Origin of the sequence: Oceanospirillum sediminis (assembly GCF_014164585.1) — a bacterium.
Classification (GTDB): Bacteria; Pseudomonadota; Gammaproteobacteria; order Pseudomonadales; family Halomonadaceae; genus Oceanospirillum; species Oceanospirillum sediminis.
The window spans coordinates 60,293-84,157 of sequence record NZ_JACJFM010000023.1 but is presented as its reverse complement, the minus strand read 5'-3'; the positions used below and the strand labels follow the sequence as shown (position 1 = coordinate 84,157).

The window sequence follows — 23,865 nt, the reverse complement described above, 5'->3', positions numbered from 1 at the left end:
GGAGCAGAAAATCAGTTGGCTTTATTTCCTGGAGCAATAAAGCCAACCGATGCTCGGTTAGATAGAAACCTGACTTTTTCAGGGCTGACTACGTAGGCTCCCAGATTATCCAGTAAACTGTACAGGTTATGCAGCTGCTCTCGTGTCGTCTGAGCTTCCTCTATCTGTATCGCCTGAATTATCTGATCTTCCAACGACAGGTCGGAGACGGTTAGCCGGTATGTCTGGCCATTATGATAAAAGTGATTGTCATTGAATTCAGAAGTGCCCTGTAACAGAGGGATCAGGGTTTGTTGCCACAGAAGGCTGTCTGACAGAGTCGCCTGTGTTTCTGCCAGCAGAGACTCAGCAGCGGGGTTGACCAGAAACGGATTTTGTTGCTGATCAACCAGAATATAGGGGTGTCTGAGCTGATAAAAGACTGATAGCACTGACATAATACACTCCGCAGCAGGTTATTGAATCTTACCAGTACAACGGCTGGTTTGTCTGCTATCAGGTCATTACATCAGATAACGGGGCGGCTTGTTCCGGATCGTGTGCGTGTTGCTGCAATAAAGTGATAAAGTCATGTTCTGGCATCGGTCTGGCCAGTAAAAAGCCCTGCAGCAGAAAGATATTCAGCTGAGCCAGCTTATCAGCCTGATCCTGCTGTTCTATGCCCTCAGCAATGATCGTCATGTTCAGTTCATCAGACAGGCGGACAATAGCTTCCAGCATAGGTTCTATGGCGGCTTCTTTGCCCAGGCTATTGATAAACACCCGGTCTATTTTCAGCAGATCGAAAGGAAAGCGGCGGATAAAGTCCAGACTGGAATAGCCGGTACCAAAATCATCAACGGCCAGACGTATGCCTGCACTCTGTATATGTTCCAGTTGTTGAATGATGTGCTGAACTTCCGCTTCTGTAAACGGAGTATCTTCCGTGATTTCCAGTAACAGATGGCGTGCCAGCTCTGGCATCTTCTGACAACGCCGTCGGAGCTGATCTGCCAGATTATTCTGCAACAGGTGCAAGCGGCTGATATTGACTGAAATATAACGGTTATGGATCAGTTCCGGGTGTTTAAGGATTAATTCTGATACCTGATCCAGCACCAGATCGGTCAGGTCTTCTATCAGGCCGAGCTGCTCGGCCAGAGGAATAAATATTCCTGGTGAGATAAAACCTTCTTCCGGATGTTTCCAGCGCATCAGGGCTTCCGCGCCACAAATCTGCTGATTACGCTGATCAAAAATAGGTTGCAGATATACTTCCAGCTCTTTTTTGCGTATCGCCCGAATCAGAGAGGATGATAAAGAGTTACGACTCAGTCGTCTGAGTCTGTTGTGCATATAAAGGATGCTGAACAGGCTGCCGATCAGAAGACCCAGCCAGCTATGCTTTACCAGATACCAGATAAGATAATCATCCGTGATGCACAGACGTAGGGTCAGGGGATAATGCCGACTCTCAAACTGATAGGATTTAACCGGTTCTTGTTTCCTCTGTTCCTGTTCATTCAGGCTTTTACCTATTACCTGCACATCCAGTAACAGATCTCTGTGATTCAGCTCACGCCGGGTAATATCCAGAAATGTCTGAGGTCTGAGCAGAGCATCGGCTCCCATACCATCTTTAGCCTGATAGTAGATAAATAATGAACGGGACTGGCTCATTTTGGCTTTGGTCAGAGAGAGAGTCATGTCATTAGTCGAGTCTGCCAGACGCTTTCGGGTTTCAGGGTACAGCTTAAAGTTGACAGGGCCGGCATTGCTGACGCAATAAATACGATGGTTCTGATCCATCAGACCAACTTCTTTCAGACGACTCGATAAAAATACATGCTGCCTCAGCTCAGTAATGGTTTGTGCCGAGCAGTTTATATATTCATGCTGTTGGGTGATTTGCTGCAGCGTTTCCCGGGTCTGGTCGATAAAGTGTTCCAGTCGTTGAAGTCCGCGTTGACCATCTTCTGATACCTGCCAGTTAAGCCATACCACCAGAAACAGGCTACTTAATATCAGTGACAGCAGATAAATCAGAGTTAAAGAAAGGCTGAGAGAATGCTGTTCCGAAATCACTTTAAGACGGCTGAGCATATGGGTCGCCTTTGACGAGGGCATCCCCTGCATGATTTTTGCCTCCGGCTGCTTAATTAGTGATTTCAGGAATAAAGACACTTAATCTAGCATTGAAAAACAGAAAAAACTACTGCCTGAAAGTTATAGAAAACAAATCACTACATAGCTTTGATCGGAATTATGAGGTTACTGCTATCGCGTCAATAAGAGCCGACAGATAGATACAGCTGAACAAAAGTATTGCGATGTTTTCCAGCCGCTGACCGAAGAGTGCTATATGCAGCAATACTTTTTCTAACCCAGCCTGATCAGCCTGTAGTCAGAGCATTTATCTGCTTTATTATCAGACGATGTGTATGGGGAATATCCCGGATGTTATGGAATAGCGGATGAGGAGCGTTATATGAGTGACCAGATCAGAGTCGAGGAGGGGGAGGATAATACTCTGGATCAGCTGTTTTCTGAAATCAGGCAATGCCGGTATTGTGAACCCGGACTTCCTCTGGGTGCGAATCCGGTGATACGGGGAAAGAGCAGTGCCAGAGTACTGATTATTGGTCAGGCGCCGGGTACCAGGGTGCATGAAAGCTCTATTCCCTGGCATGATGCCAGTGGTAAACGATTGCGTCAGTGGCTGGGACTGAGTGATGACGTATTTTACGATGAGGGCCGGATTGCCATTATGCCAATGGGGTTGTGTTATCCGGGTAAAGGACGATCCGGTGATTTGCCCCCCAGACCAGAATGTGCCCCACGATGGCACCATGCTGTACTTGAGCAATTACCCGATATTCAACTGACCCTGCTGGTTGGTCAGTACGCACAGCAGTATTACCTGCCAGATAAACCGAAAACACTGACACAGACCGTGCAAGAATGGTCCCGATGGTTGCCTGAATATCTGCCGCTACCCCATCCTTCGCCCAGAAATACGCTATGGTTAAGAAAAAATCCCTGGTTTGAACAGGACGTTATCCCTGAGCTTCAACGTAACATTCGCTTACTCTTGCCAGATGTTATCAGAGAGTAATATATCGTTATAATGTGTGTTTTAATAATAAAACTCCGTTCAATCTGAAGACCGGACTACAGGGGAACAGCCGGATTAACTGCCTATCCGGTTTGAGGCTCTGCTAATTTTCAGTGATCGGTGAACAATCTGTCAGGCCCCGATATGAAAAGAATTCTGATCGTTGATGATATTTCCTCTAACCGCAAAATCGCTTCAGTTATTCTGAGTAAAAACGGCTGGGATACCGTGGAATCTGAAGGTGGGCCGGATGCGCTGGGTCGTGATGACCTGAATAGCTTCAGCCATATTCTGCTGGATATTAATATGCCGGAAGTGGATGGGCTGGAAGTTTGTCGTCGATTGAGAGCCGATGAACAGCTCGGGCATCTGCGCATCGTGGCCTACACTGCCCACGCGATGGAGCATGAGCAGGATGAGATTATGGCCCAGGGATTTGATGCCATTGTGACTAAGCCAATTTCTGTTGCCAGTCTGCTGGCAGTGCTCTGATATCTGATGATTCTGGACTTTTCCTCAGAGCTGTCAGGCCTGAGGAACCATATCTTTAATCACATCCTGTTCTGCCCCCAGTGGGATCTGTAGCCGGAAGTGCGATCCTTTGGTATCTGAATGCACCAGGCTGATATCACCCTGCATCAGTTCCGATAACTCTTTGACGATTGCCAGCCCCAGCCCGGTTCCACCATGACAGCGGGAGACAAATTCTGATCCCTGGCGGAAAGCCTCAAAGATATAAGGTTGTGCTGATTCAGGAATACCTTCACCGGTATCCCGGATATCAAAAATGACCAGATTACCTTTCAGGCTGGCTTTAAAGTCTACCTTGCCTTTAATGGTGAATTTAATTGCATTATCCAGCAGGTTGGTCAGAATCTGACGTAAACGGGTGTCGTCAATATACATAATGCAGGATTCTGGCAGGTCAAAGCAGGTTTCCAGAGCCAGAGACTTTTTAGCCGTTGCATGAGTATGGCTACTGGCCAGATCATGTAGCCAGCTAGCCAGCTCAATCGGGCGGTAGTTCAGTACCAGTTGTCCGGCATCCATTTTGGCCAGATCAAGAATATCATCAACCAGGTGTAATAAATGGCGCCCGCTGCTGTAGATGATGCCAGCATATTCTGCTGTTTCATCATCTTTTTGTTCCATCTGCAGTATTTCAGAAAAGCCGAGTATTCCATTCAGAGGAGTACGCAGTTCATGGGACATCCTGGCCAGAAAATCACTTTTCATCTGGCTGGCCTTTTCAGCCTCCTGTCTGGCCTGATCAGAGAGTTCAAAGGAGGCTTCAACGCTGTCTGCCATATGGTTCAGAGCTTTACTCAGCTGCCCCAGCTCATCTTTACGTTGCTGTTCAAACCGGAAGCTGTAATTACCCTGTTCAATATTACGCAACCCGGAGGAGAAGTATTTGACCATACCTGTAATAAGAGAAGCCATCCAGATCGCAATGACTACCACGATAGCCACCATAACCAGAGTTGAAGAGGTCAGCTTGATCGCAATATCCTGCATGATGCCATCAATGATATCCAGCAGATCACTCTGGCGCTGTTTAAGATTATTACTCAGCTCGCCAACCCGGGTTTCCATCTCTTCGGCAGTCTGCTTGGCTGGTTGCTGGAAATCATCAATATTGGCTCCGATAGTGATAAAGCCAAATCCTCGGGGGGAAGTGCCGTAAGGTCCGGTGTAGTAGGGAATGGTGGCTGCTGTTGTCAGTTTCCATACACCGCTCCACAGAATCAGAAAGGAGCCTGAACCGCCATACTGAGTCAGGTCATACCAGCCTTTACATTGAGGTGCAAAGTTAAGATAACGGCATTCCAGCCCCAGTTGTCCCTGGGCAATCAGCTCTTTGGCAGGACGTTTGCTGCGTGTCTGATTCTCAAAATCGCGAACATCAGACAGAAACATTCTTAAGGGTTGTCCGCTTTCCTGCCAGCGGTTATATAAACCGGCTTCAAGCCAGGGAATTGCCCGTTCACCGGTTTCCGGATTAAATCCTGCAATGGAATGATGTCGCGGGTGAACAATATTCCGGTCCATATAATCCCACATAAAGGCATAATTCCCCTGACTTGCATCTGCAATGGAGGCATAACGCATACTGTTAGGCAGCAGGTGATTGGTGAATGACATAATATGATCATGATTCAGAGCCAGGGTAACATAACCGATTACCTTACCCTGTCTGGCAACCGGAGTTGCCCAGCGTACAATACCCTGGAAACGTTTGCCGAGAGGGTTTTCTTTACCGGCATAGGCTTCCTGCTCCGGTTCAAATGGGATGTTGCGTTTTTCAGCTGTAGAAGGCGTTAAAGGACCGATAGCCCGAGAGGGCACATAAGGACCAATCACATCTGAAACATAAATCTCGCCAGGTTTCAGCTTTTTAACTTCAGAAAAATAATGTTCTGCCTTACTCCAGGTATTGGCCTGAACTGAAACGTCTCTTAAGTCAGATGGTAAGACATCAGAGGTCTGGACTTTGATCTGTTCCTTACCATCCAGTCCGATAAAGGTGATTTCATGGAACAGAGGCACATAATGATCGGGTATCACCTGCTCAGGTGGCCGGTAATGGAAGTCCTGACTGTTTTCCGGATTCGATGAAGTAACTGCTCTGCTTTTAACCGATGTACTGTCTGTCATCTGCTGCCAGCCAGAGCCATCTTCACTTAATTGCCACTGGCCTTCATCTACCAGTGCTCGCTGGCGCTGATGGATAAACTTTTTATACACTGACGGATCGACAGGGAGGCTTGCGGCCAGTAATAAATCCTGGTCTCTTGCATATAAAAAGTTGGCTACGGCACGGGCAGTATCGGTTGTCAAACGTTCCAGCTCTTCCCTGGCCCGGTCATTCAGGGCTTTTTCGGCTTCCCTGCTGAAGGTTTCTCCCATATCAGCAACGGTTGCCCTGACTTCTTTATTCAGAGTATCGGTTTCTGCTGCCAGTTGTTTTCCCAGATAAAGTACGCCCTGCCAGGCCAGCAGAGCCAGCAGTATCAAGGGGACTACTTTGATCAGAAGGAACAGGGCGACCAGTTTAGCCCGGATTCCTATGCCGACAGTATCAGAAGACATCTGTTTCAGCCCTAACAAGCTAATGGAGAATGTATTATATAATATGCGTTAATAATGAATCATTAAACCAGACCAAGGCCTGAATCTGGAAAAGAATAGCGCAGAGTTATCTTTACAGAGTGTAATACATTGAAAGGGAAAAAAAATTCTGTCGGAAAAGAAAAAGCTCCCTAAGGGAGCTTTATACGACGAAGTGTGACGTATCTCACTGATTCAGCAGTAAAGCAACCTGAGCCAGCATGGGCAGAATCCCAAGTACCAGGCCTGCTACAGCCATTATCAGAGTGGGTACAACACCAATGTTTTCATAACTTTCAGAATGGCTCATGACAGATCTCCTTTAATTCTTACTGGTCTGTCATCAGTTTTGCAACCTCAGTGCCATCTTTTTGATATTATTTAAGGTATTGTATTTAAAGGTTTTTTTAATTTTTCAGGCAAGCTATTCTGGTTTAAAGTTATTTTTGTCTGTCAGTTATGTCTTTTTTGACAATCTTGTCTTTCATTTCTGGTGTCAGACGATACCTATAGTGCCAGTACAGACTGGCCGAACGTGACAAAGTAAAGCCAGTGAAGGCCAGCCAGAGTCCATGATTGGCCAGAGGCTGGCTGAGCCACCAGATCAGCAGATAGACTGATGTCGACAGCAAAATGGTATTACGCATAATTTCTGTGCGGGTCAGGCCGATATAAACGCCATCCAGCAGATAACTGCCTGCCGCCAGCAGAGGAATCATAACCAGCCAGGGCTGGTAATGCCCTGCTGCGTCGAGTACCTCCGGAATACTGGTCATCCAGGTGGCAATGGACTGTCCGGCAATGAGATAAACCAGACTGAAGCTCAGACAGAGCAGAAAGCTGAGCAAAGCACTATGTTGTATGATTTGCTGAAGTTGAGCCTGATTATTCTGACCTGCCTGTTCTCCGGCCAGGGCCTCTGTGGCGTGGGCCAATCCATCGGCAGCGTATGAAACAAACATCACCATCTGCATCAGAATGGCATTGGCTGCCAGAATATCGGCTCCATAAGCGGCCCCCTGTGCCGTGAAAAAGATCATGGCAAACAGCAGTACCCAGGTACGTACTAACAGCTGGTGATTCACCCGGAACAAGCGGCCGATGCCTTTTATATCCGGGTGAATCCGGATATCAGGTCGGAGGCTCTTCAGTTCCCTGATTCGTTTAAAGGCCAGCCAGCAACCTGTGACTAATACGGCGTAGTCAGCCATGACCGATGCCAGTGCGACGCCTTTTACCTGCCAGCCCAGTCCCATCACAAACCAGAGGTCCAGCGCGATATTCAGGCTATTACCCAGAACCAGCATCCAGAATGAGAAGCGACTGTTCTGTAAGGCCAGGAACCAGCCTAGTAGTACATAGTTGATCAAAGCGGCCGGAGCAGCCCAGATGCGAACGAAAGCATAGTCTGCTGCCAGGGCTGTCAGTTGTTGGTCAGAACTTAATCCATTCAGCCCAACAGGTATCAGTACCGGATGCAGTATCAGTAAGATCAGAGCGATCAGCACAGCCAGCACAATCCCCTGGCAAAGCAGATTAATAACGTTCTGGTAATCTTTTTTCCCCCAGCTCTGAGCCACCATGCCCGTTGTGCCCATGCGCAGAAAGCCAAAGCCCCAGAACAGGAAGGTAAACAGGCTGGCACCCAGGGTGACTCCGGCAAGATAATCTGAAGATGACAGATGGCCCAGTACAGCGGTATCTGCCAGTCCCAGTAACGGCGTACTGATATTGGATAGGATAATGGGAAAGGCTAAGGCCAGAATCTGCCTGAATCGGGTTAAAGACATGTTTTACTCCGGAGGGATTCCGGTCAGAGGCGTTGCCGATTAAACAGCTATATCAGAAAAGGAGAAGAAAACAGTACCAGCAGAGACCGACTGGTACTGTATCGGAAGGATAATGCAGAATCAGCCCAGAGATTCCTGGATGATTTTGTATTTCTCCATCAGTTCATCTTTGGTTTCAGCATGATCCGGGTCCTCAGGAATACACTCTACCGGACATACCAGAACACACTGTGGCTCATCGTAATGGCCTACACACTCAGTACACAGGTTTGGATCAATTTCATAGATCTCATCACCCTGAGAAATTGCACCATTGGGACATTCAGGTTCACATACATCACAGTTGATGCATTCGTCGGTAATCATCAAAGCCATAACGCTACCTCATCACAAATCACAAGCTAATCATGCTAATCGTTTTTAAAATGCTCTTTTAAAGCCTGCGCAACGGTCGGGTGCACAAATTTACTTACATCACCTTTAAGGCATGAAATCTCTCTCACCAGAGTAGATGAGATATAGGAGTTCCGCTCTTCTGGTGTCAGGAAAATGCTTTCTACGTCAGGAGCCATAGCACGGTTCAGGTTAGCCAGCTGTAGCTCATATTCAAAATCAGAAACGGCCCTTAACCCCCGGATAATTACCCGAGCTTGTTGCTGAGCCAGAAAGTCGGTAAGCAGGCAGTCGAAACCACAGACTTCTACATTGCCGTACTGGCTGACAACGGCCTCCGCAAGCTCTACTCGTTGCTCCAGAGGGAGCAGTGGCTTTTTGCGCGGACTGGCTGCAATGGCCAGAATGACTTTGTCAAAAATCCGGCTGGCTCTTTCTACCAGATCGGTATGACCATTGGTAATTGGATCAAATGTTCCTGGGTAAACAACCGTCGTCATCGCATTTTCCTGGTTATGCGCAGGTTCAGAGAGGCTGGAATGGTAAACAAAATGTATCACTGGCACAAACTTCTATGTGCTATATCGTTATAGCCAGCAGGATATCTTCATTACCGAATCCAGATCACAACCTGAAATTTAAGTTAAAGTTACAATACCGGTCTAAAATAAAGTAATTACTTTAAAGCTTTGCTCTATTTACCTTAGCCCTACAGAAAGTGTTAGATTTAAATGGTATATTCAGGATGCTTTATAAAAAAACATACAAAAAGCAAATGACATTTTTGCTGTGAATATAAGCATCGCAGTTTGAACGCAAAGACCCGAGATTTACGACCGTGAAAACTAAAGAACGCATCGTACATGCAGCCCTGGAGCTATTTAATACTCACGGTGAGCGGAAAATAACGACGAATCATATCGCTGCTCATCTGGATATTTCTCCTGGCAACTTATATTACCATTATCGCAATAAGTCCGATATTATCGCCCGAATTTTTGATCAGTATGAAGACACTGTTGCTGATTTATTCGATTTACCGGCGGACCGTCCCATCACACTGGAAGACCGGGCTGCCCTGCTTGAAAAATTATTGGGGATTATCTGGGATTACCGCTTCATGCACCGGGATCTGGTGGGAATGCTGGCCAATGATGAGAATTTGCAGCAGCGCTATAAAGCATTTGCTGAATCCAATATTCAGCGTACTGAACAAATCTACCGCATTATGACTGCATCCGGTTTTATGGTTCTGAGAGAGGATCAGTATAAACCCCTGGCGCTGAATGTCTGGATGCTGTTTACCGGCTGGACGACATTCCTGAGGACTGCTCGCGGGCTGACAGAGGAAGAGATTACCCAGGAACAGCTATTCAGTGTGATTTATCAGCTGACTTATCTGGAGATGCCGTACCTGACGGAGGCTACCCGGGAAGAAACAGAGCGTTTACTGGAGCATTTCCAGCCAGAGTAAATACCAGTTTCTCTGGTAGAGCTCAGTCATACAGAGTTGCGATGCAGTCCGGTTATTGATCTGAACTGATCGCAGCTCTGAAACTTCTTTTAATCTGCAGCTTTTTACATCACGGCGTTGCGTTGGTAAAGACGGCAGATGACCTGTCCGGTCCGTTTCTCTTTCTGCAATACCCAGTTATCCGGTATCTGATTGAAGTCCAGTGTTTTTTCTGCTTCCAGATAGATGAGTGCATCCTCTGATAGCCAGTGTTTTTCTTCCAGCAACTGACAGGCTGGTAATAACAGGTTCTGGCCAAATGGCGGATCAAGAAAGACCAGATCGTAGTGGCTATCAGCAGGCGACTTAAGCCACAGAATGGCGTCCTGCTGAATCACTTCAGCCTTATTGCATTGCAGTAGCCTCAGATTATCCTGCATCTGACGGATAACACCGTTATGGGTGTCAAGAAAGGTTGCAGAACCTGCTCCTCTGGATAGTGCTTCTAATCCCAGAGCCCCGCTGCCGGTGAACAGGTCCAGTACCCTGGCACTGTAAATGGAAAGAGACAGCCAGTTAAACACGGTTTCTCTCAGTCGATCCCCGGTAGGTCGCAGGCCTTCTCCGTCTGGAAAGGGCAATTTCCGGCCACGCCACTCTCCGGCAATAATGCGTAACTGGTTTCGCCCTGCACCGTTTACTGATACAGACTCCTGGCCTTTTCTACCTGTTGTTTTCGGAGTGTTACGAGACACTCGACGTTGATTTCTGGGCATGATATCTGAGTTATTATCCGTCTTTGGTGTAAGAACTAACGGTTTAAGAGGTCTGGCAGTGCGTTAAATCAGAGAAAAAAAACGGTGCCTGTGGACAATCTGTTGTGGATTGTACCCCCCGTGTCCGACAAGTGGTAGGATAGGCGCGGCTAAATTTCATTATCATCTGAGCAGAATTTTCCTATGTTTGGTTTTTTCAAACGTAAAAACAAAAAGTCCTCTGAGCCTGAGCAGCAGGCAGAAGAGGCTGTAAATGGGACGGCTGAAGAGACTTCCGTTCAGTCTGACCCGGATAGCATCCCCGATAAAATGTCATCATCTGAGGCTTTGGCTCCACAGATGCCGGAGCAATCCGGAACCGAGGCGGAAACACTGGGTAAAGTTGAACCGAGTGCTGAGGGCGAAGCAGAAGCGCAGGCCCGAACCGGTGAGATTGTGTCCGAAGAAGAAATAAAGGTTTCAGCAGAAGCTGCTGTAGCTGAGGTCCCGGCAGAGCATTTTCCAGAACCAGAACCAGAACCAGAACCAGAACCAGAACCAAAGAAAAAAGGACTGTTTGCCCGAATTAAAGCAGGCCTTGGTCGTACCCGTGAGAACCTGACTGAGGGACTGGCCGGACTGTTTCTGGGCAAGAAGCAGATTGATGATGATCTGCTGGAAGAAATTGAAACTCAGTTGCTGGTTGCTGATATTGGTGTGGAAGCCACCTCCGATATCATTGAGCGTTTGACAGAGCGCGTGAAGCGCAAAGAACTGGATGATGCTCAGGCGCTGTATAAAGCCCTGCAGACTGAGTTACGCGAAATGCTGGAACCCGCCAATAAACCACTGGAAATTGACACAGAGAAGACACCTTATGTCATTCTGATGGTGGGGGTGAATGGGGTCGGTAAAACCACCACGATTGGTAAACTGGCGAAAAAATATCAGGCTGAAGGCAAGAGCGTTATGCTGGCTGCCGGAGATACTTTCCGTGCTGCCGCTGTTGAGCAGTTGCAGGTATGGGGTGAACGTAATCAGGTGCCTGTGATTGCTCAGCATACTGGTGCTGACAGTGCTTCAGTGATTTTTGATGCGATTCAGGCGGCTAAAGCGCGTCAGGCTGATATTCTGATTGCCGACACAGCGGGTCGTTTGCAGAATAAAAGCAATCTGATGGAAGAGCTTAAGAAAGTCACCCGGGTTATGAAGAAACTGGATGACTCTGCACCCCATGAAATTATGCTGGTGGTCGATGCAGGAACCGGTCAGAATGCCTTATCTCAGGCCAGCCTGTTTGATGAAGCCGTTGGCTTAACCGGTATCACCCTGACCAAACTGGATGGTACTGCGAAAGGCGGTATCGTCTTTGCCCTGGCAAAACAGATGGAAATTCCAATCCGTTTTATTGGTGTTGGTGAGCAGGCCGATGATCTGCGTCCATTTGATGCCGATCAGTTTACTAAAGCACTGTTTGATCAGTCTGAATCATAAACAGAGAGGCTTTAGCCTCTCCTTTTAACAGATCACAGGATGCCATGATCCGCTTCGATAACGTCAGCAAACGCTACGAAAACGGGCATGAAGCCCTTAAACAAGTCAGTTTTACCCTGATGCCAGGAGAAATGTGCTTTCTGACTGGTCACTCTGGTGCCGGTAAAAGTACCCTGCTGAAACTGATCATGCGTATGGAAAAGGCCACTCAGGGACTGGTTATGGTACATGATCGTAACTTGTCTCAGATGGCTGATCGGCATGTTCCTCATCTGCGCCGTAATATCGGTGTTGTGTTCCAGAATCACCAGCTGCTGTTCGATCGTTCCGTATTTGATAATGTTGCCCTGCCATTGGTGATTGAAGGGGCAGATCCTTCTGATATTGCCCGACGTGTCCGGGCCGCACTGGATAAAGTCGGGCTGTTAAATAAAGAGAAGCTGAGTCCTATCATGTTGTCTGGTGGTGAGCAGCAGCGAGTGGGTATCGCCAGAGCGGTTGTGACCCGACCACCGATTATTCTGGCAGATGAACCCACAGGAAACCTGGACCCCAAGCTATCGGCGGAAGTGATGCACCTGTTCCGGCAGTTTAACGAAACAGGCGTCACTATTCTGATTGCCAGTCACGATCTGGATCTGGTGTATAGCATGGGGAATAGGGTTCTGACCCTGAAAGATGGCTTTATGATCAGTGATGGGAATAATGCCGTATGAGTGAAACGGATAAGAGTCAGAACCGTGGAGCAACACCTCGGGTAGCGCCTGTACCGGCCACACCTAAGAGAAGGCAGCGTGTTGGCGATCCGGCACCTCCAAAAGGTGCCAGTCAGTCTGAAATTACTGATAGCAGTCGCCGCCGGAGTACCTGGCGTCATCATAATCAGATGGCGAAAGACAGTCTCTGGCGTATCCTGCGTTCTCCTTTTTCCAGCCTGATGACCTGGGCTGTACTGGCTATTGCGCTGGCTCTGCCCGCAGGGTTGTATCTGTTCCTGGGGAATGCTCAGGTGGTAACCAGCAACTGGGATGGAGCGTCTCAGATCTCCCTGTTTCTGAGATCTGATATCTCAGAAGAGCAGGCCCAGCGACTACAATCCAGTATTCAGCTGCGAGGCGATGTTGCAACCGTCAACTTTGTCTCTAAAGCTCAGGCGATGACGGAGTTCCGTGAGCTCTCCGGTTTTGGCGAAGCACTGGATTATCTGGAAGATAATCCGTTGCCTAATGTTCTGGTCGTCCGTCCTGATGCTTCTGCCGGTGATGTACAGAAGCAAGCCGGGTTACTGGAAGCCCTGAAAAAGATGCCGGAAGTGGAAGAGGCGCAACTGGATCTTAATTGGGTGAAACGCCTGTATTACATTATGGAGCTGAGTCAGCGAGCTGTGCTGGCACTGGCACTATTACTGGGGCTGGCGGTATTACTGGTGGTGGGTAACACTATCCGGCTGGCCATTGAAAGCCGTCGGGATGAGATTGTTGTTATTAAACTGATTGGTGCTGATAATGCCTTTGTCCGCCGTCCTTTTCTCTATACCGGCATCTGGTATGGATTGGGGGGCGGTCTGATGGCCTGGTGGATTATCAGTATCAGTATGATCTGGCTTGAAGGGCCGGTCAGAAATCTGGCCAGCGTATATGCCAGCAGTTTTGAATTAATCGGATTAGGTATCGGGGATTCCCTTTTATTGATCGGGTCTGCTACAGTATTGGGCTGGCTGGGTGCCTGGCTGGCTGTAGCCCGTCATCTGGGTGAAATAGAACCCAGATAAACTGGAACGTGGCCGAATGCACAGAATACAGAGTGAAACACGGGATATCTTGCAAAAACAGCAGGACAGCCTATATTAAACGCTCCTGAATTGAACTTATTGTGTAACACAGGTTCAGATTAGATCAGAATAAAACAACGCCGTTGAGGTTATATGAATACAAGCCTGCAAACAATTGAATCTCTGTCTCCGGGACAGGATCTGAATGCTTACATTCAGGTGGCTAACAGCTTCCCGGTACTGTCCGCGGAACGTGAGCAGACTCTGGCACGCCGTCTGCAGGGCGAAGGTGATCTGGATGCCGCCCGTGAGCTGGTTCTGTCCCATCTGCGTTTTGTTGTTCATATCGCTAAGAGCTATTCCGGTTATGGTCTTGCTCAGGCAGACCTGATTCAGGAAGGCAATGTTGGCCTGATGAAGGCTGTTAAGCGTTTTGACCCTGAAGTAGGGGTTCGTCTGGTATCTTTTGCGGTACACTGGATCAAAGCAGAGATACATGAGTTTGTGCTGCGCAACTGGCGTATTGTTAAAGTTGCAACCACTAAAGCCCAGCGTAAACTCTTCTTTAACCTGCGCAGTGCTAAGAAAGGTCTGGGCTGGCTGAATAATGATGAAGTTGAAGCCATTGCCAGTGATCTGGATGTTAAACCGCAAACGGTTCGCCAGATGGAAAGCCGTCTGAGTGCGCATGATGCTTCTTTTGATGCCTATACCGATGACGATGATGATCAGGCGTACCAGGCTCCGGCTTATTATCTGGAAGATCACAGATATAATCCGGCTAAGGAACTGGAAGATTCTGACTGGGCGGCAGATGCATCATCCCGCCTGCAGCAGGCGATGGATCAGTTAGATGATCGTAGCCGTGATATTCTGGTACAGCGCTGGCTGAGTGAAGATAAATCAACACTCCATGAGCTGGCCGATGTCTATGGTGTTTCAGCAGAGCGTATTCGTCAGCTGGAAAAAAATGCGATGAATAAAGTGAAGAAGATGATGGAAATAACGGTGTCGTGATCATCCGCTGTTAATCACCTCTTTTTGCTGAAAAGGCTGCCTTCCGGGCAGCCTTTTTTATTATCCGGATTATTATTTACTGCTCATTTTATCCTGTCTGTTTTTTAACCACCTGTGATTGTTCTTTTTGTTAGATGGAGCTAATATATTGTTTGTTTATATAAATAAAATGAATTGATATATTAAGGCGGGTTCCAAATGTGCATACGTGCCCTGATTGCCTGTTGTTCAGGTGCTGTAGGTGGAAGGCTTATGCAGAGGGTATTGCTGGCCGCAATGGTTTTATCAGCTCTGGTTATGGCTGTACCGGCTCTGGCACTTGAGAGCTATACCCTTAAATCTGAATTATCTCCTCAGAATATTGTGTTGGATGGTACGGTCGAAGCTATTCGTAAAAGTACGGTGGCAGCCCAGACGTCTGGAACTGTGAGCCAGGTTTTTTATGATGTGGATGACTCCGTTGAACCCGGTGCTGTTCTGTTGCAGATCAGCGATACGGAGCAACAGGCCAGACTGGAGCAGACTGAAGCGGCAGCCAGAGCCGCCAGGGCCAGTCTGACAGATGCCCGACAGAATGCTGAACGCATTACAGGAATCTATCAGCGTAAGCTGGCATCACAGGCTCAGTATGATCAGGCCAGAAATAATCTGGATGCTGCCAACGCCAGTTACAGTAAAGCTGTTGCAGCCCTGAAAGAAGCACGTAAGCAGGTGTCCTATACCCGGGTCATTGCACCGTATGGCGGCATTGTTACAGAGCGTCATGTGGAACAGGGAGAAGTTGTTGCTCCCGGATCACCCCTGATGAGCGGTATCGATCTGAACGCCCTTCGGGTGAATATTTATCTGCCGCAGCATTATGCTGCAGGTGTCCGAAAACAAGGTCAGGCCCGGATCAGACTATCTGATGGGCGTTATCTGACGGCATCGTCCCTGACGGTTTTTCCTTATGCCGACGCTGCGACACGCAATTTCCGGGTTCGCATTAACCTGCCTGAGCAGCAATCCGGGCTTTATCCGGGCATGATGGTGAAGGTAGAGGTGCCGGTAGCAAAAAAAGAGCGCCTTGTTATTCCAGAGCAGGCTCTGGTTGTTCGGGGAGATCTGAAAGGGGTTTATTTGCTGAATGAGCAGGGTGAGCCTCGTTTGTGTCTGGTACGCATTGGATATAAATCTGATGGGCATATCGAAATTCTGTCCGGATTACAGGCAGGAGATCGTATTGCTCTTGATCCGCATCAGGTACTGGAGTTTCTGAATCAGCAGAGGAAGCCGGATCATGTCTGAATCTCGTCTGGGTATTTCCGGGCTGACTGCCCGGACCTTTCAGAGCACACAGATTACACCGTTGCTGGCAATCGTTGGAATGCTGTTGGGGCTACTGGCGATACTGATTACCCCTAAGGAAGAAGAGCCGCAAATTGATGTGACATTTGCCAATATCTTTGTGCCTTTTCCTGGCGCTTCCCCTCGAGAAGTGGAGCAACTGATTTCTACTCCGGCAGAGCAGGTGATGTCAGAGGTGGAAGGGGTCGAGCATGTCATGTCTGTATCCAGAGCCGGTATGGCAGTGCTGACGGTTCAGTTTGAAGTGGGAATTACCCGCCAGGAAGCAATCGTTCGCTTATACAACCAGGTATATTCCCATCAGGACTGGTTGCCGCAGAACCTTGGTGCAGGTCAGCCTCTGATCAGACCTATGGGCATTGATGATGTACCTGTGATGAGCCTGACACTCTGGTCTGATAATCCGGAAATCAGCAGTCACCAGCTGAAAAAAGTAGCGCATAGTCTGGAAGTGGAGCTGAAGAGGATAAAAGGCACACGGGATATCTACACTCTGGGCGGGCCTGATTCTGTGGTGCATGTTCTGCTGGATCCGGCCAGGCTATCAGGGTTTAACATCAGCCTGGATGAATTGAGTCTGGCTCTGACCTCCGCCAATACAGCAGGGCAGGAATTGCCGGTAATACAGGATAATCGCCTGATTCCGGTGCAGGCTGGTGACTTTCTCAGTTCTGCCAGTGAGCTGGCCGGGCTGGTTGTAGGTATAAATCAGGGAGCGCCAGTTTATTTGCGAGATGTTGCGCAGATTCAGGTGGGAGCTGATACGCCGGAGCAGAGTGTTTTCATGGGTACCGGCCCTGCTTTTGAGGGACCGGAAGGGCTTTATCCCGCTGTAACGATGGCGATTGCCAAGCAGCCGGGGCAGAATGCTATTGATATCACTCGCAATATTTCTGCTCGTCTGGAGCAGCTGAAAAATATCGCTATTCCGGATGATGTCAGAGTAACGATTACCCGTGACTATGGCGTGACAGCCAATAATAAATCCAACACTCTGATCTCTAAGCTGGTTTTTGCGACAGGATCTGTGGTGTTGCTGGTACTGGCAACACTGGGCTTCCGTCAGGCAGTGATTGTTGGCCTGGCGATTGTGATTACTCTGATGATCACTCTGTTTGCGTCCTGGGCTTATGGCTTCACTCTGAACCGGGTATCTCTGTTTGCCCTTATTTTCTCTATAGGTATTCTGGTCGACGATGCAATTGTGGTGGTTGAGAATATCCATCGTCACCTGAGTGGTGGAGCCTGCAATCTCAGAGAAGCGATTCCAGTCGCGGTCGATGAAGTTGGAGGCCCGACAATTCTGGCAACCTTCACTGTGATTGCCGCCTTGATGCCGATGGCCTTTGTCAGTGGGCTGATGGGGCCTTATATGAGTCCTATACCGATTAATGCCAGTATGGGCATGCTGATTTCTCTGGTTATTGCCTTTGTCGTTACGCCCTGGCTGGCATTTAAACTGATGAAACACCAGCCTGAAGCTGCAGCGGGTAAGGATGACGGCTCTCATGAATCTGGTAATCCCGGGATGGTGAAGTTTTTCCGTGCGTTGATGAAGCCTTTCCTGCGGGAGAAAAAAGGCCGGGCTATGCGTGTGTTACTGGGGCTGGTTGTTATCGGACTGACCCTGGCAGCGGCGGCGCTGCCGGTTACCCTGTCGGTTGTACTGAAGATGCTGCCATTTGATAATAAATCTGAGATTCAGATTATTGTTGATATGCCAGAAGGCACACCTGTCGAGCAAACCCAGCGGGTGTTGCTGGACCTTGGCCGTTATCTGCAGACTGTCCCGGAAGTGACTCACTATCAGACATATGCCGGTACAGCAGCTCCTATTAATTTTAACGGCCTGGTGCGTCAGTATTATCTGCGTGAAAGTGCTCATACCGGAGATATCCAGGTTAACTTTGTTGATAAGGATCTCCGGGAGCGTAAAAGTCACGAAATAGCTCTGGCGATACGGGAACCTCTGCAGGCAATTGGCGCTGAATATCAGGCTAATGTAAAGATTGTTGAAGTACCTCCAGGGCCTCCGGTTATGGCCCCTCTGGTGGCTGAGATCTATGGGGCTGATGAAAAGGTTATGTCAGATACCGCACGGGCGCTCAGGCAGAAAATGGAGCAGACCCCCGGTGTGGTTGATGTTGATGATATGCTGGAAGCACCTGTCTTAAAGTATCTGCTGAGAGTGGATCGTCAGAAAGCAGCGACGCTGGGCGTTTCTCAGCAGACGATCGTATCTGCGGTCTCAACAGCTCTGGGGGGGGAGAATGTCAGCTTTCTGCATAATGCAGATGTAAAATATCCTTTGCCAATCAGGCTGGAACTGCCTGAAGCGGATAAAAGCAATCTGGAGCAGTTTCTGACCCTGAAGGTCAGAAGTCACACCGGACAACTGGTGGCTCTATCTGAAATGGTGAGTCTGCATGAAGATCAGTGGTCTCAGACGATCTATCATAAGGATCTGATGCCGGTCACCTTTGTTACTGCAGATATGGCTGGTGAGCTGGATAGTCCGTTATATGGAATGTTTGATCTGGTGGCACAATTATCAGAACAACCTTTGTCCGGGAATGTGCTGACCGATCAGTTCTTTATACTGCAGCCGGAGTGGCCTCTGGTACCTTCTGTTAAGTGGGATGGCGAGTGGCAGGTAACGTATGAAACATTCCGGGATATGGGCATTGCCTATGCTGTTGGCATGGTCCTTATTTATATGCTGGTCGTCGCTCAATTTCGCTCCTATCGTGTGCCTCTGATTATTATGACACCCATTCCTCTGACCATGATAGGTGTGATGCCCGGACATGCGTTGCTGGGAGCTCAGTTTACGGCAACATCCATGATTGGCATGATTGCCCTGGCGGGTATTATTGTTCGTAACTCTATTCTGCTGGTGGACTTTATTAATCAACAGCTAAAAGCCGGTATGCCCTTTGAAGACGCTGTGATTCAGTCCGGAGCCGTGCGGGCTAAACCGATTATTCTGACGGCACTGGCTGCGATGATAGGGGCCCTGTTTATTCTGGATGATCCTATTTTCAACGGTCTGGCTATTGCTCTGATCTTTGGTCTGACCGTATCTACTCTGTTGACCCTGCTGGTCATCCCTGTGATGTATTATGCATTCGCGCCTGGGCGCATTAAAGCACTGGATCAGAGCCGCACTGCGTAATTTCCTCTTTTTATTTGCTGCACTCTGCTATCTGAAAGCTGCTGACCCGTAATTCGGGGTAGCGGCTTTTTTTATGTGCCTCTGTTTTCAGACTTCTCTTTGTTAATCATGTCGATCCCTCTTATAAACAGGCTCTCAGTTCAGGTTGTATCCTCCGGCTGTTAACCGACTGCTTGTGTTATATTGTCGCTATTTCAAATCGACAGGTTAGCGTTATTTTGTCGCTTTGGTACTGATGGGTTCTGAGTTATCCACATCAGAATCGTTGTGAGGCAGATAAGAGGGACTATGAACAGATTCGGATTATTGACCGGGCTGATTTTTTTCTTAGCCGGATGCGGAGGCGGCAGTGGAAGTGACTCCGGAAATGATCAGAGTAGCTCATCTGCTGAGCTGATTGAGCATTTTATGATTTATCCACAGGCCGGACAGGATCAGGTGCTTGTGAATAATTCGTTTGATACCGGATACAGCTATCAGTACAAAGGTGGTTTGTGGTCAATGTACAGGCTTTATGGGGAGCAGGTTGCCATTACACGGGAAAGAGACGATAGCTTCAGGGCCGATGAGCGGATTCCGGAAACTTACCGTTCACAGCTGGATGATTATTCCGGTTCCGGTTATGACAGAGGGCACCTGGCTCCTAATGCGGCACTGGATCACAGCGAAGTTTCCCAGAGAGATACCTTTTATCTGAGTAATATTGTTCCCCAGAGTCCAGCATTTAATCGCTATCAGTGGAGTGATGTTGAACAGTGGATCAGAGAGTGCAGTCAGGAAAAAACAGCAGGCAATCCTTTACTGGTGATTACCGGAAGCAGTTACAGCAATATGCCTGAGACGATTGGTACTGGTGTTGCGATACCTGAGTATCAGTATAAGGTTGTTCTGCATCTTGATGAAGATCAGTATCTGAGAGCTTTTGCCTTGCTGGCATCACAGAATAGTTTCCACTGGGATAACCTTGCGGAGCATATAGTCAGTATTGATCAGCTTGAAAATCAGGTAAACGTTGATTTTTTCAGCACCTTGCCGGATAACCTGGAAGCGAATCTGGAAAGCAGCGTACGCATGGCCTGTAGCCTGCCTTCAGGGGTGACAGTCAGCCCTGCTATTTTTTACAATCCGGGTGAAACGGAATCCAGTCTGTCTCCTGCATCTGATCTGAGTTGTGGCAGTAAAACTACCTGTGCGGCTATGACTTCCTGTTCTGAGGCTCAGTTTTATCTGAGTAGTTGTGGTATGGCACGTCTGGACAGTGATCAGGATGGCATACCTTGCGAATCCATTTGTCGGTAAATTATTGTGGGAAAAAATTACACGTAAAAAGTGACCCGATTCTCGTTCTTCATGTAATAGATGGGTTATGCTTAATTCAGACCGTTTATCAGAAAGCAGGAGTACAGTGATGACTGATTATGACGATGACAATACATCCGGAGCCCCCGTGACTGTCCGTTTCACATCGACCGATTCAGGTAGCAGCTCTGGTGATTCCAAATCAGGGAATAGCGACTCTAAGTCGGGTGGAAATGACTCTGTAGCAGGCGGAGCTGATAGCGGCAGAATCATCAATGGTGACTCCGGACTTAATACTGTCACTTATGCCAGCTTCTATCTGGCGGATGTTGAGCTGGCAGCGCTGAATAATACGGACTCTAAAACCGGTAATATAACATCCGGCTGGACTGTGGATTATCAGGTTTCCGACACAAACTCTAAGTCTGGTGAGACCACAATCCGGACAGAAACTGACCAGTTGTTTGATATTGAGCGTCTTTCTTTCAAAGATACTTCTGTTGCGCTTGATCTGGATATAGATGACAACGCCGGAGCTGCTCTGGCGCTATTTTTTGCAGCCTTTGACCAGGCCCCGGACCAGGAAAGCTTTGGACGGTGGATTGCAGAATCTGATCGACTAAACCCGAATAATGGTGATGCAAAGATTGATGAACTGGCACAATCAATGATTAATCACTACGTTCCGGGGGGTGTCAGTAATGATGTACTGGTTGGTCTTCTGTTTAAAAACGTGGTGGGTGTTGAAGCCAGTGCACAGGATTTAGCACTATACTCCGGGCTGATTGATTCTGGTGAGCACACTCAGGCCAGCTTATTTGCTATGGCAGCTCAGCTGGAGTTAAATACCAATCAGGTCGATGATCTCACCACAACCGGGCTGCAATATACTCCGGATGATTCAAAAATAGGCTAATTTATCGTATGGATACAGACGGTATACATCCTTCAGGTGAAGAGCTGAATAACTGGCTGCAACGTGGCGAGTGGGGCAAGATTAAATCGTATCTCGCCGTTCTATCGCACAATCAGTATCACGCTATGATCTGGTTGGCAAAAGGATTGCTGCAGGCTTATGGGCCTGCAGCAGACCGTAACCCTGAACAGGCTGTGCTGTGTCTGGAAAAGGCCTGCGAGATGGCTCCTGAAGAGATTCGTTATCTTAATACCTTGTCTGAGGTATTACTTCAGTCTGGGGCTACAGAGAGGGCTCTTGAGGTCGCTAAGACCGCTGGCAGGCTGTTTCCGAATAATAGTCTGGCTGCGATTGCGCGTGGCAGAGCCGCTCTGGCCTGTGGCGATAAACAGGAGGCCTATCAGGGCTTTCAGTCAGCACTGGATCAGATGCCGGAAGATTCCCCCGTCAAACGTCAGATTCATACTATTGCTTTTGGCCTGGCACCTTTTTGGTGGCAGGATCTGGTCGGGAAGAATGTTCGCCTGGTCAGAATGAACCGCTCGCATAAGGAGTTTCTGCTGTCCTGCCGTAATGATAATACCTTTCGGCATCATTATAACCTGTTTCAGAAAGCATCTCCGGAGCTGGTCGAGAAGGATCTTAAAAGAGCGGAAAAATCTCCGGCTGAAACCAATAAAATTGAATGGGTTGTGGAAAAAGACGGTCGGGCTATTGGTCTGGCCGCTTTAGTTGATCTGAACCTGAAAAACTCCAGAGCTGAAATCCTGGTCGGTTTTCCGGGGCAGACATCGGGGCTGGTCAGTGTTGAAGCGACCTTACTGGTGCTGGAATACGCATTCTCTGTGCTGGGTTTATGTAAAGTATACAGCTATGTGTATTCCGATAATCCGAATGGGCAACGTAATACAGAGCATCTGGGGTTTGAGCGTGAAGGTCTGCTCCGGTCACATGTTTTTGATCCTGAATCTGAAGCCCGTCTGGATCTCAATGTGAATGCCTGTTTTCCGGACCTGTTTTTCAAAAATACCCGACTGATGAAAATGGCTGCACGATTGTTGGGGCGTATCCCAGAGCCGGGAACCCTGCGTTGAACTATAACTTGTGTAAACAGAAGCAGGTCTGAATGCAATGATATAAATCAGAGGCCTGACTTTTCTTCAGACACAAAAAAACCGCTATAAAAGCGGTTTCTGTGTGGTAAGGGTATGGAAGCCTTACCTTGATTTGTTTAGGAAAATCCTTACAAATCAATATGCTAACTGGTGGAGGTGGCGGGAATTGAACCCGCGTCCGTCAGTCCTCTGCCATCGGATCTACATGCTTAGTTTCGTCTTTTTATTTAACGTGTAACACTCCAACGAACAGGATTGTTATACGCGAGCCTTAAAATATTTAGCAGCGCGGTCTAAGGCGGACTTTGCTGCGAGCCTGTTTCGCGGGCTCATAAACCTTGTCCAGAAGTTACAGGCAACTTCCTTCAAAGGCAGCCATTAAGCGGCTAGAGCGTAGTTTTCGTCGTTTGCGACTATTTAGTAGTAACGCGGGATTTACGAGATACGTTACCCTCTCGACATGCACCTCAGGGTTTGTAACCAGCGTCGAAGCCAAATCACCCCCGAATAGTCCTGCAATTATAATGAATTACAGAACTTTTACCAGTATTAACCTGCATGCTCTCGAACAATACGGGCTTTCTGGCGTCCCCAGTCCCGGTCTTTTTCTGTAGCACGCTTATCATGCTGTTGTTTACCGGTTACCAGAGCAATTTCGCATTTTACTTTGTTATTTTTCCAGTACAGCGCTAAAGGCACACAAGTCTGACCTTTTTGCTGAATGGTGGCAAAGATTTTTGCGATCTCTTTTTTATGCAGAAGTAATTTACGATTACGGGTGGGTTCTGCAACGATGTGCGTTGAAACACTGATCAGCGGTGTAATATGAGCGCCCATCAGCCAGACTTCACCCTGATGCATAATGACATAGGCATCGGTAATCTGTACTTTTCCTTCGCGGATACTTTTAACTTCCCAGCCAGCCAGAGAAACACCGGCCTCGAACTTATCATTAACATGATATTCGTGACGGGCGCGTTTGTTCAGCGCGATGGTGTTGCTGGTCGATTTTGTTTTTTTCTGTTTTTTAGCCATGACGGCATTATAAAACGAAGCGAGGCAAAGGGCTATCTGGCAGAGCCGTTAAAAATCAATTTCGTGGTACAATTTATTTTTTTATAGGGTCGGTCAGTTC

21 protein-coding genes and 1 other RNA gene are annotated in these 23,865 nt (G+C 48.1%); 12 read left to right on the top strand and 10 right to left on the bottom strand.

The genetic code is table 11. The features are described from left to right. Nucleotides 1-11 precede the first annotated feature (11 nt). Complete coding sequence (locus tag H4O21_RS16150; protein WP_182809909.1) at nucleotides 12-437, bottom strand: hypothetical protein; 426 nt, start codon at nucleotides 435-437, stop codon at nucleotides 12-14. Between the two features lie 58 nt (nucleotides 438-495). After that, nucleotides 496-2,082, bottom strand: coding sequence for an EAL domain-containing protein (locus H4O21_RS16145; protein ID WP_182809908.1), 1,587 nt, complete (start codon nucleotides 2,080-2,082; stop codon nucleotides 496-498). Nucleotides 2,083-2,467: 385 nt separating this feature from the next. On the opposite strand from H4O21_RS16145, the gene H4O21_RS16140 reads away from it, so the two are divergent. Together H4O21_RS16140 and H4O21_RS16135 are read left to right on the top strand one after the other, a co-directional pair. Then, a complete protein-coding gene (locus H4O21_RS16140) occupies nucleotides 2,468-3,094 on the top strand; it encodes a uracil-DNA glycosylase family protein (protein ID WP_182809907.1) in 627 nt (208 codons plus the stop codon). Nucleotides 3,095-3,238: 144 nt separating this feature from the next. Beyond that, complete coding sequence (locus H4O21_RS16135; protein ID WP_182809906.1) at nucleotides 3,239-3,586, top strand: response regulator; 348 nt, start codon at nucleotides 3,239-3,241, stop codon at nucleotides 3,584-3,586. Nucleotides 3,587-3,619: 33 nt separating this feature from the next. Here the strand turns inward: H4O21_RS16135 and H4O21_RS16130 are convergent, their stop codons facing one another. The 5 genes from H4O21_RS16130 to coaD form a co-directional block, all read right to left on the bottom strand. Beyond that, nucleotides 3,620-6,187: a sensor histidine kinase gene (locus H4O21_RS16130; protein WP_182809905.1), complete on the bottom strand. Its 2,568-nt coding sequence runs from the start codon at nucleotides 6,185-6,187 to the stop codon at nucleotides 3,620-3,622. Nucleotides 6,188-6,392: 205 nt separating this feature from the next. Continuing rightward, complete coding sequence (locus H4O21_RS25960; RefSeq protein ID WP_255487334.1) at nucleotides 6,393-6,515, bottom strand: hypothetical protein; 123 nt, start codon at nucleotides 6,513-6,515, stop codon at nucleotides 6,393-6,395. Between the two features lie 130 nt (nucleotides 6,516-6,645). Beyond that, nucleotides 6,646-7,995, bottom strand: a complete 1,350-nt coding sequence (locus H4O21_RS16125) for an MATE family efflux transporter (protein WP_182809904.1) — start codon at nucleotides 7,993-7,995, stop codon at nucleotides 6,646-6,648. A gap of 120 nt (nucleotides 7,996-8,115) precedes the next feature. Beyond that, complete coding sequence (locus H4O21_RS16120) at nucleotides 8,116-8,370, bottom strand: YfhL family 4Fe-4S dicluster ferredoxin (RefSeq protein ID WP_182809903.1); 255 nt, start codon at nucleotides 8,368-8,370, stop codon at nucleotides 8,116-8,118. A gap of 35 nt (nucleotides 8,371-8,405) precedes the next feature. Next, entirely contained in the window at nucleotides 8,406-8,888 is a 483-nt protein-coding gene (gene coaD / locus H4O21_RS16115) for a pantetheine-phosphate adenylyltransferase (RefSeq protein WP_182809902.1), read from the bottom strand. Nucleotides 8,889-9,226: 338 nt separating this feature from the next. On the opposite strand from coaD, the gene H4O21_RS16110 reads away from it, so the two are divergent. Then, on the top strand, nucleotides 9,227-9,862 hold the full coding sequence (locus H4O21_RS16110) for a TetR/AcrR family transcriptional regulator (RefSeq protein ID WP_182809901.1): 636 nt from the start codon (nucleotides 9,227-9,229) through the stop codon (nucleotides 9,860-9,862). A 104-nt stretch (nucleotides 9,863-9,966) separates the two neighbouring features. Here the strand turns inward: H4O21_RS16110 and rsmD are convergent, their stop codons facing one another. Next, complete coding sequence (rsmD, locus tag H4O21_RS16105; RefSeq protein WP_368737559.1) at nucleotides 9,967-10,596, bottom strand: 16S rRNA (guanine(966)-N(2))-methyltransferase RsmD; 630 nt, start codon at nucleotides 10,594-10,596, stop codon at nucleotides 9,967-9,969. Between the two features lie 204 nt (nucleotides 10,597-10,800). On the opposite strand from rsmD, the gene ftsY reads away from it, so the two are divergent. The 9 genes from ftsY (at nucleotide 10,801) to H4O21_RS16060 (ending at nucleotide 22,709) form a co-directional block, all read left to right on the top strand. After that, the gene (gene ftsY, locus H4O21_RS16100) at nucleotides 10,801-12,090 is read left to right on the top strand and encodes a signal recognition particle-docking protein FtsY (RefSeq protein ID WP_182809899.1); all 1,290 of its coding nucleotides are present in this window, start codon (nucleotides 10,801-10,803) and stop codon (nucleotides 12,088-12,090) included. A gap of 44 nt (nucleotides 12,091-12,134) precedes the next feature. Continuing rightward, entirely contained in the window at nucleotides 12,135-12,806 is a 672-nt protein-coding gene (gene ftsE, locus H4O21_RS16095) for a cell division ATP-binding protein FtsE (RefSeq protein ID WP_182809898.1), read from the top strand. Beyond that, nucleotides 12,803-13,861 (top strand): permease-like cell division protein FtsX, encoded by a 1,059-nt coding sequence (gene ftsX, locus H4O21_RS16090; RefSeq protein WP_182809897.1) that lies wholly within the window; start codon nucleotides 12,803-12,805, stop codon nucleotides 13,859-13,861. The genes ftsE and ftsX overlap by 4 nt, the downstream gene beginning before the upstream one ends. Nucleotides 13,862-14,014: 153 nt before the next feature. Beyond that, nucleotides 14,015-14,878 (top strand): RNA polymerase sigma factor RpoH, encoded by an 864-nt coding sequence (rpoH, locus tag H4O21_RS16085; protein ID WP_182809896.1) that lies wholly within the window; start codon nucleotides 14,015-14,017, stop codon nucleotides 14,876-14,878. Nucleotides 14,879-15,076: 198 nt separating this feature from the next. Next, nucleotides 15,077-16,165 (top strand): efflux RND transporter periplasmic adaptor subunit, encoded by a 1,089-nt coding sequence (locus H4O21_RS16080; protein WP_182809895.1) that lies wholly within the window; start codon nucleotides 15,077-15,079, stop codon nucleotides 16,163-16,165. After that, nucleotides 16,158-19,400: an efflux RND transporter permease subunit gene (locus tag H4O21_RS16075; RefSeq protein ID WP_182809894.1), complete on the top strand. Its 3,243-nt coding sequence runs from the start codon at nucleotides 16,158-16,160 to the stop codon at nucleotides 19,398-19,400. The genes H4O21_RS16080 and H4O21_RS16075 overlap by 8 nt, the downstream gene beginning before the upstream one ends. Before the next feature lie 288 nt (nucleotides 19,401-19,688). Continuing rightward, complete coding sequence (locus H4O21_RS16070; protein WP_182809893.1) at nucleotides 19,689-20,699, top strand: DNA/RNA non-specific endonuclease; 1,011 nt, start codon at nucleotides 19,689-19,691, stop codon at nucleotides 20,697-20,699. Between the two features lie 109 nt (nucleotides 20,700-20,808). Continuing rightward, a complete protein-coding gene (locus H4O21_RS16065) occupies nucleotides 20,809-21,615 on the top strand; it encodes a hypothetical protein (protein WP_182809892.1) in 807 nt (268 codons plus the stop codon). Nucleotides 21,616-21,623: 8 nt separating this feature from the next. Beyond that, complete coding sequence (locus H4O21_RS16060; protein WP_182809891.1) at nucleotides 21,624-22,709, top strand: GNAT family N-acetyltransferase; 1,086 nt, start codon at nucleotides 21,624-21,626, stop codon at nucleotides 22,707-22,709. A gap of 169 nt (nucleotides 22,710-22,878) precedes the next feature. Here the strand turns inward: H4O21_RS16060 and ssrA are convergent. Together ssrA and smpB are read right to left on the bottom strand one after the other, a co-directional pair. Then, nucleotides 22,879-23,235: a transfer-messenger RNA gene (gene ssrA, locus H4O21_RS16055) on the bottom strand. A 44-nt stretch (nucleotides 23,236-23,279) separates the two neighbouring features. Then, entirely contained in the window at nucleotides 23,280-23,765 is a 486-nt protein-coding gene (gene smpB, locus H4O21_RS16050; RefSeq protein WP_182809890.1) for an SsrA-binding protein SmpB, read from the bottom strand. Nucleotides 23,766-23,865 lie beyond the last annotated feature (100 nt).

Coding starts and splice junctions, on each gene's coding strand:
- H4O21_RS16150 (WP_182809909.1), bottom strand. CDS start 437: ATGTCAGTGCTATCAGTCTTTTATCAGCTCAGACACCCCTATATTCTG.
- H4O21_RS16145 (WP_182809908.1), bottom strand. CDS start 2,082: ATGCTCAGCCGTCTTAAAGTGATTTCGGAACAGCATTCTCTCAGCCTT.
- H4O21_RS16140 (WP_182809907.1), top strand. CDS start 2,468: ATGAGTGACCAGATCAGAGTCGAGGAGGGGGAGGATAATACTCTGGAT.
- H4O21_RS16135 (WP_182809906.1), top strand. CDS start 3,239: ATGAAAAGAATTCTGATCGTTGATGATATTTCCTCTAACCGCAAAATC.
- H4O21_RS16130 (WP_182809905.1), bottom strand. CDS start 6,187: ATGTCTTCTGATACTGTCGGCATAGGAATCCGGGCTAAACTGGTCGCC.
- H4O21_RS25960 (WP_255487334.1), bottom strand. CDS start 6,515: ATGAGCCATTCTGAAAGTTATGAAAACATTGGTGTTGTACCCACTCTG.
- H4O21_RS16125 (WP_182809904.1), bottom strand. CDS start 7,995: ATGTCTTTAACCCGATTCAGGCAGATTCTGGCCTTAGCCTTTCCCATT.
- H4O21_RS16120 (WP_182809903.1), bottom strand. CDS start 8,370: ATGGCTTTGATGATTACCGACGAATGCATCAACTGTGATGTATGTGAA.
- coaD (WP_182809902.1), bottom strand. CDS start 8,888: ATGACGACGGTTGTTTACCCAGGAACATTTGATCCAATTACCAATGGT.
- ftsY (WP_182809899.1), top strand. CDS start 10,801: ATGTTTGGTTTTTTCAAACGTAAAAACAAAAAGTCCTCTGAGCCTGAG.
- ftsE (WP_182809898.1), top strand. CDS start 12,135: ATGATCCGCTTCGATAACGTCAGCAAACGCTACGAAAACGGGCATGAA.
- ftsX (WP_182809897.1), top strand. CDS start 12,803: ATGAGTGAAACGGATAAGAGTCAGAACCGTGGAGCAACACCTCGGGTA.
- rpoH (WP_182809896.1), top strand. CDS start 14,015: ATGAATACAAGCCTGCAAACAATTGAATCTCTGTCTCCGGGACAGGAT.
- H4O21_RS16080 (WP_182809895.1), top strand. CDS start 15,077: ATGTGCATACGTGCCCTGATTGCCTGTTGTTCAGGTGCTGTAGGTGGA.
- H4O21_RS16075 (WP_182809894.1), top strand. CDS start 16,158: ATGTCTGAATCTCGTCTGGGTATTTCCGGGCTGACTGCCCGGACCTTT.
- H4O21_RS16070 (WP_182809893.1), top strand. CDS start 19,689: ATGAACAGATTCGGATTATTGACCGGGCTGATTTTTTTCTTAGCCGGA.
- H4O21_RS16065 (WP_182809892.1), top strand. CDS start 20,809: ATGACTGATTATGACGATGACAATACATCCGGAGCCCCCGTGACTGTC.
- H4O21_RS16060 (WP_182809891.1), top strand. CDS start 21,624: ATGGATACAGACGGTATACATCCTTCAGGTGAAGAGCTGAATAACTGG.
- smpB (WP_182809890.1), bottom strand. CDS start 23,765: ATGGCTAAAAAACAGAAAAAAACAAAATCGACCAGCAACACCATCGCG.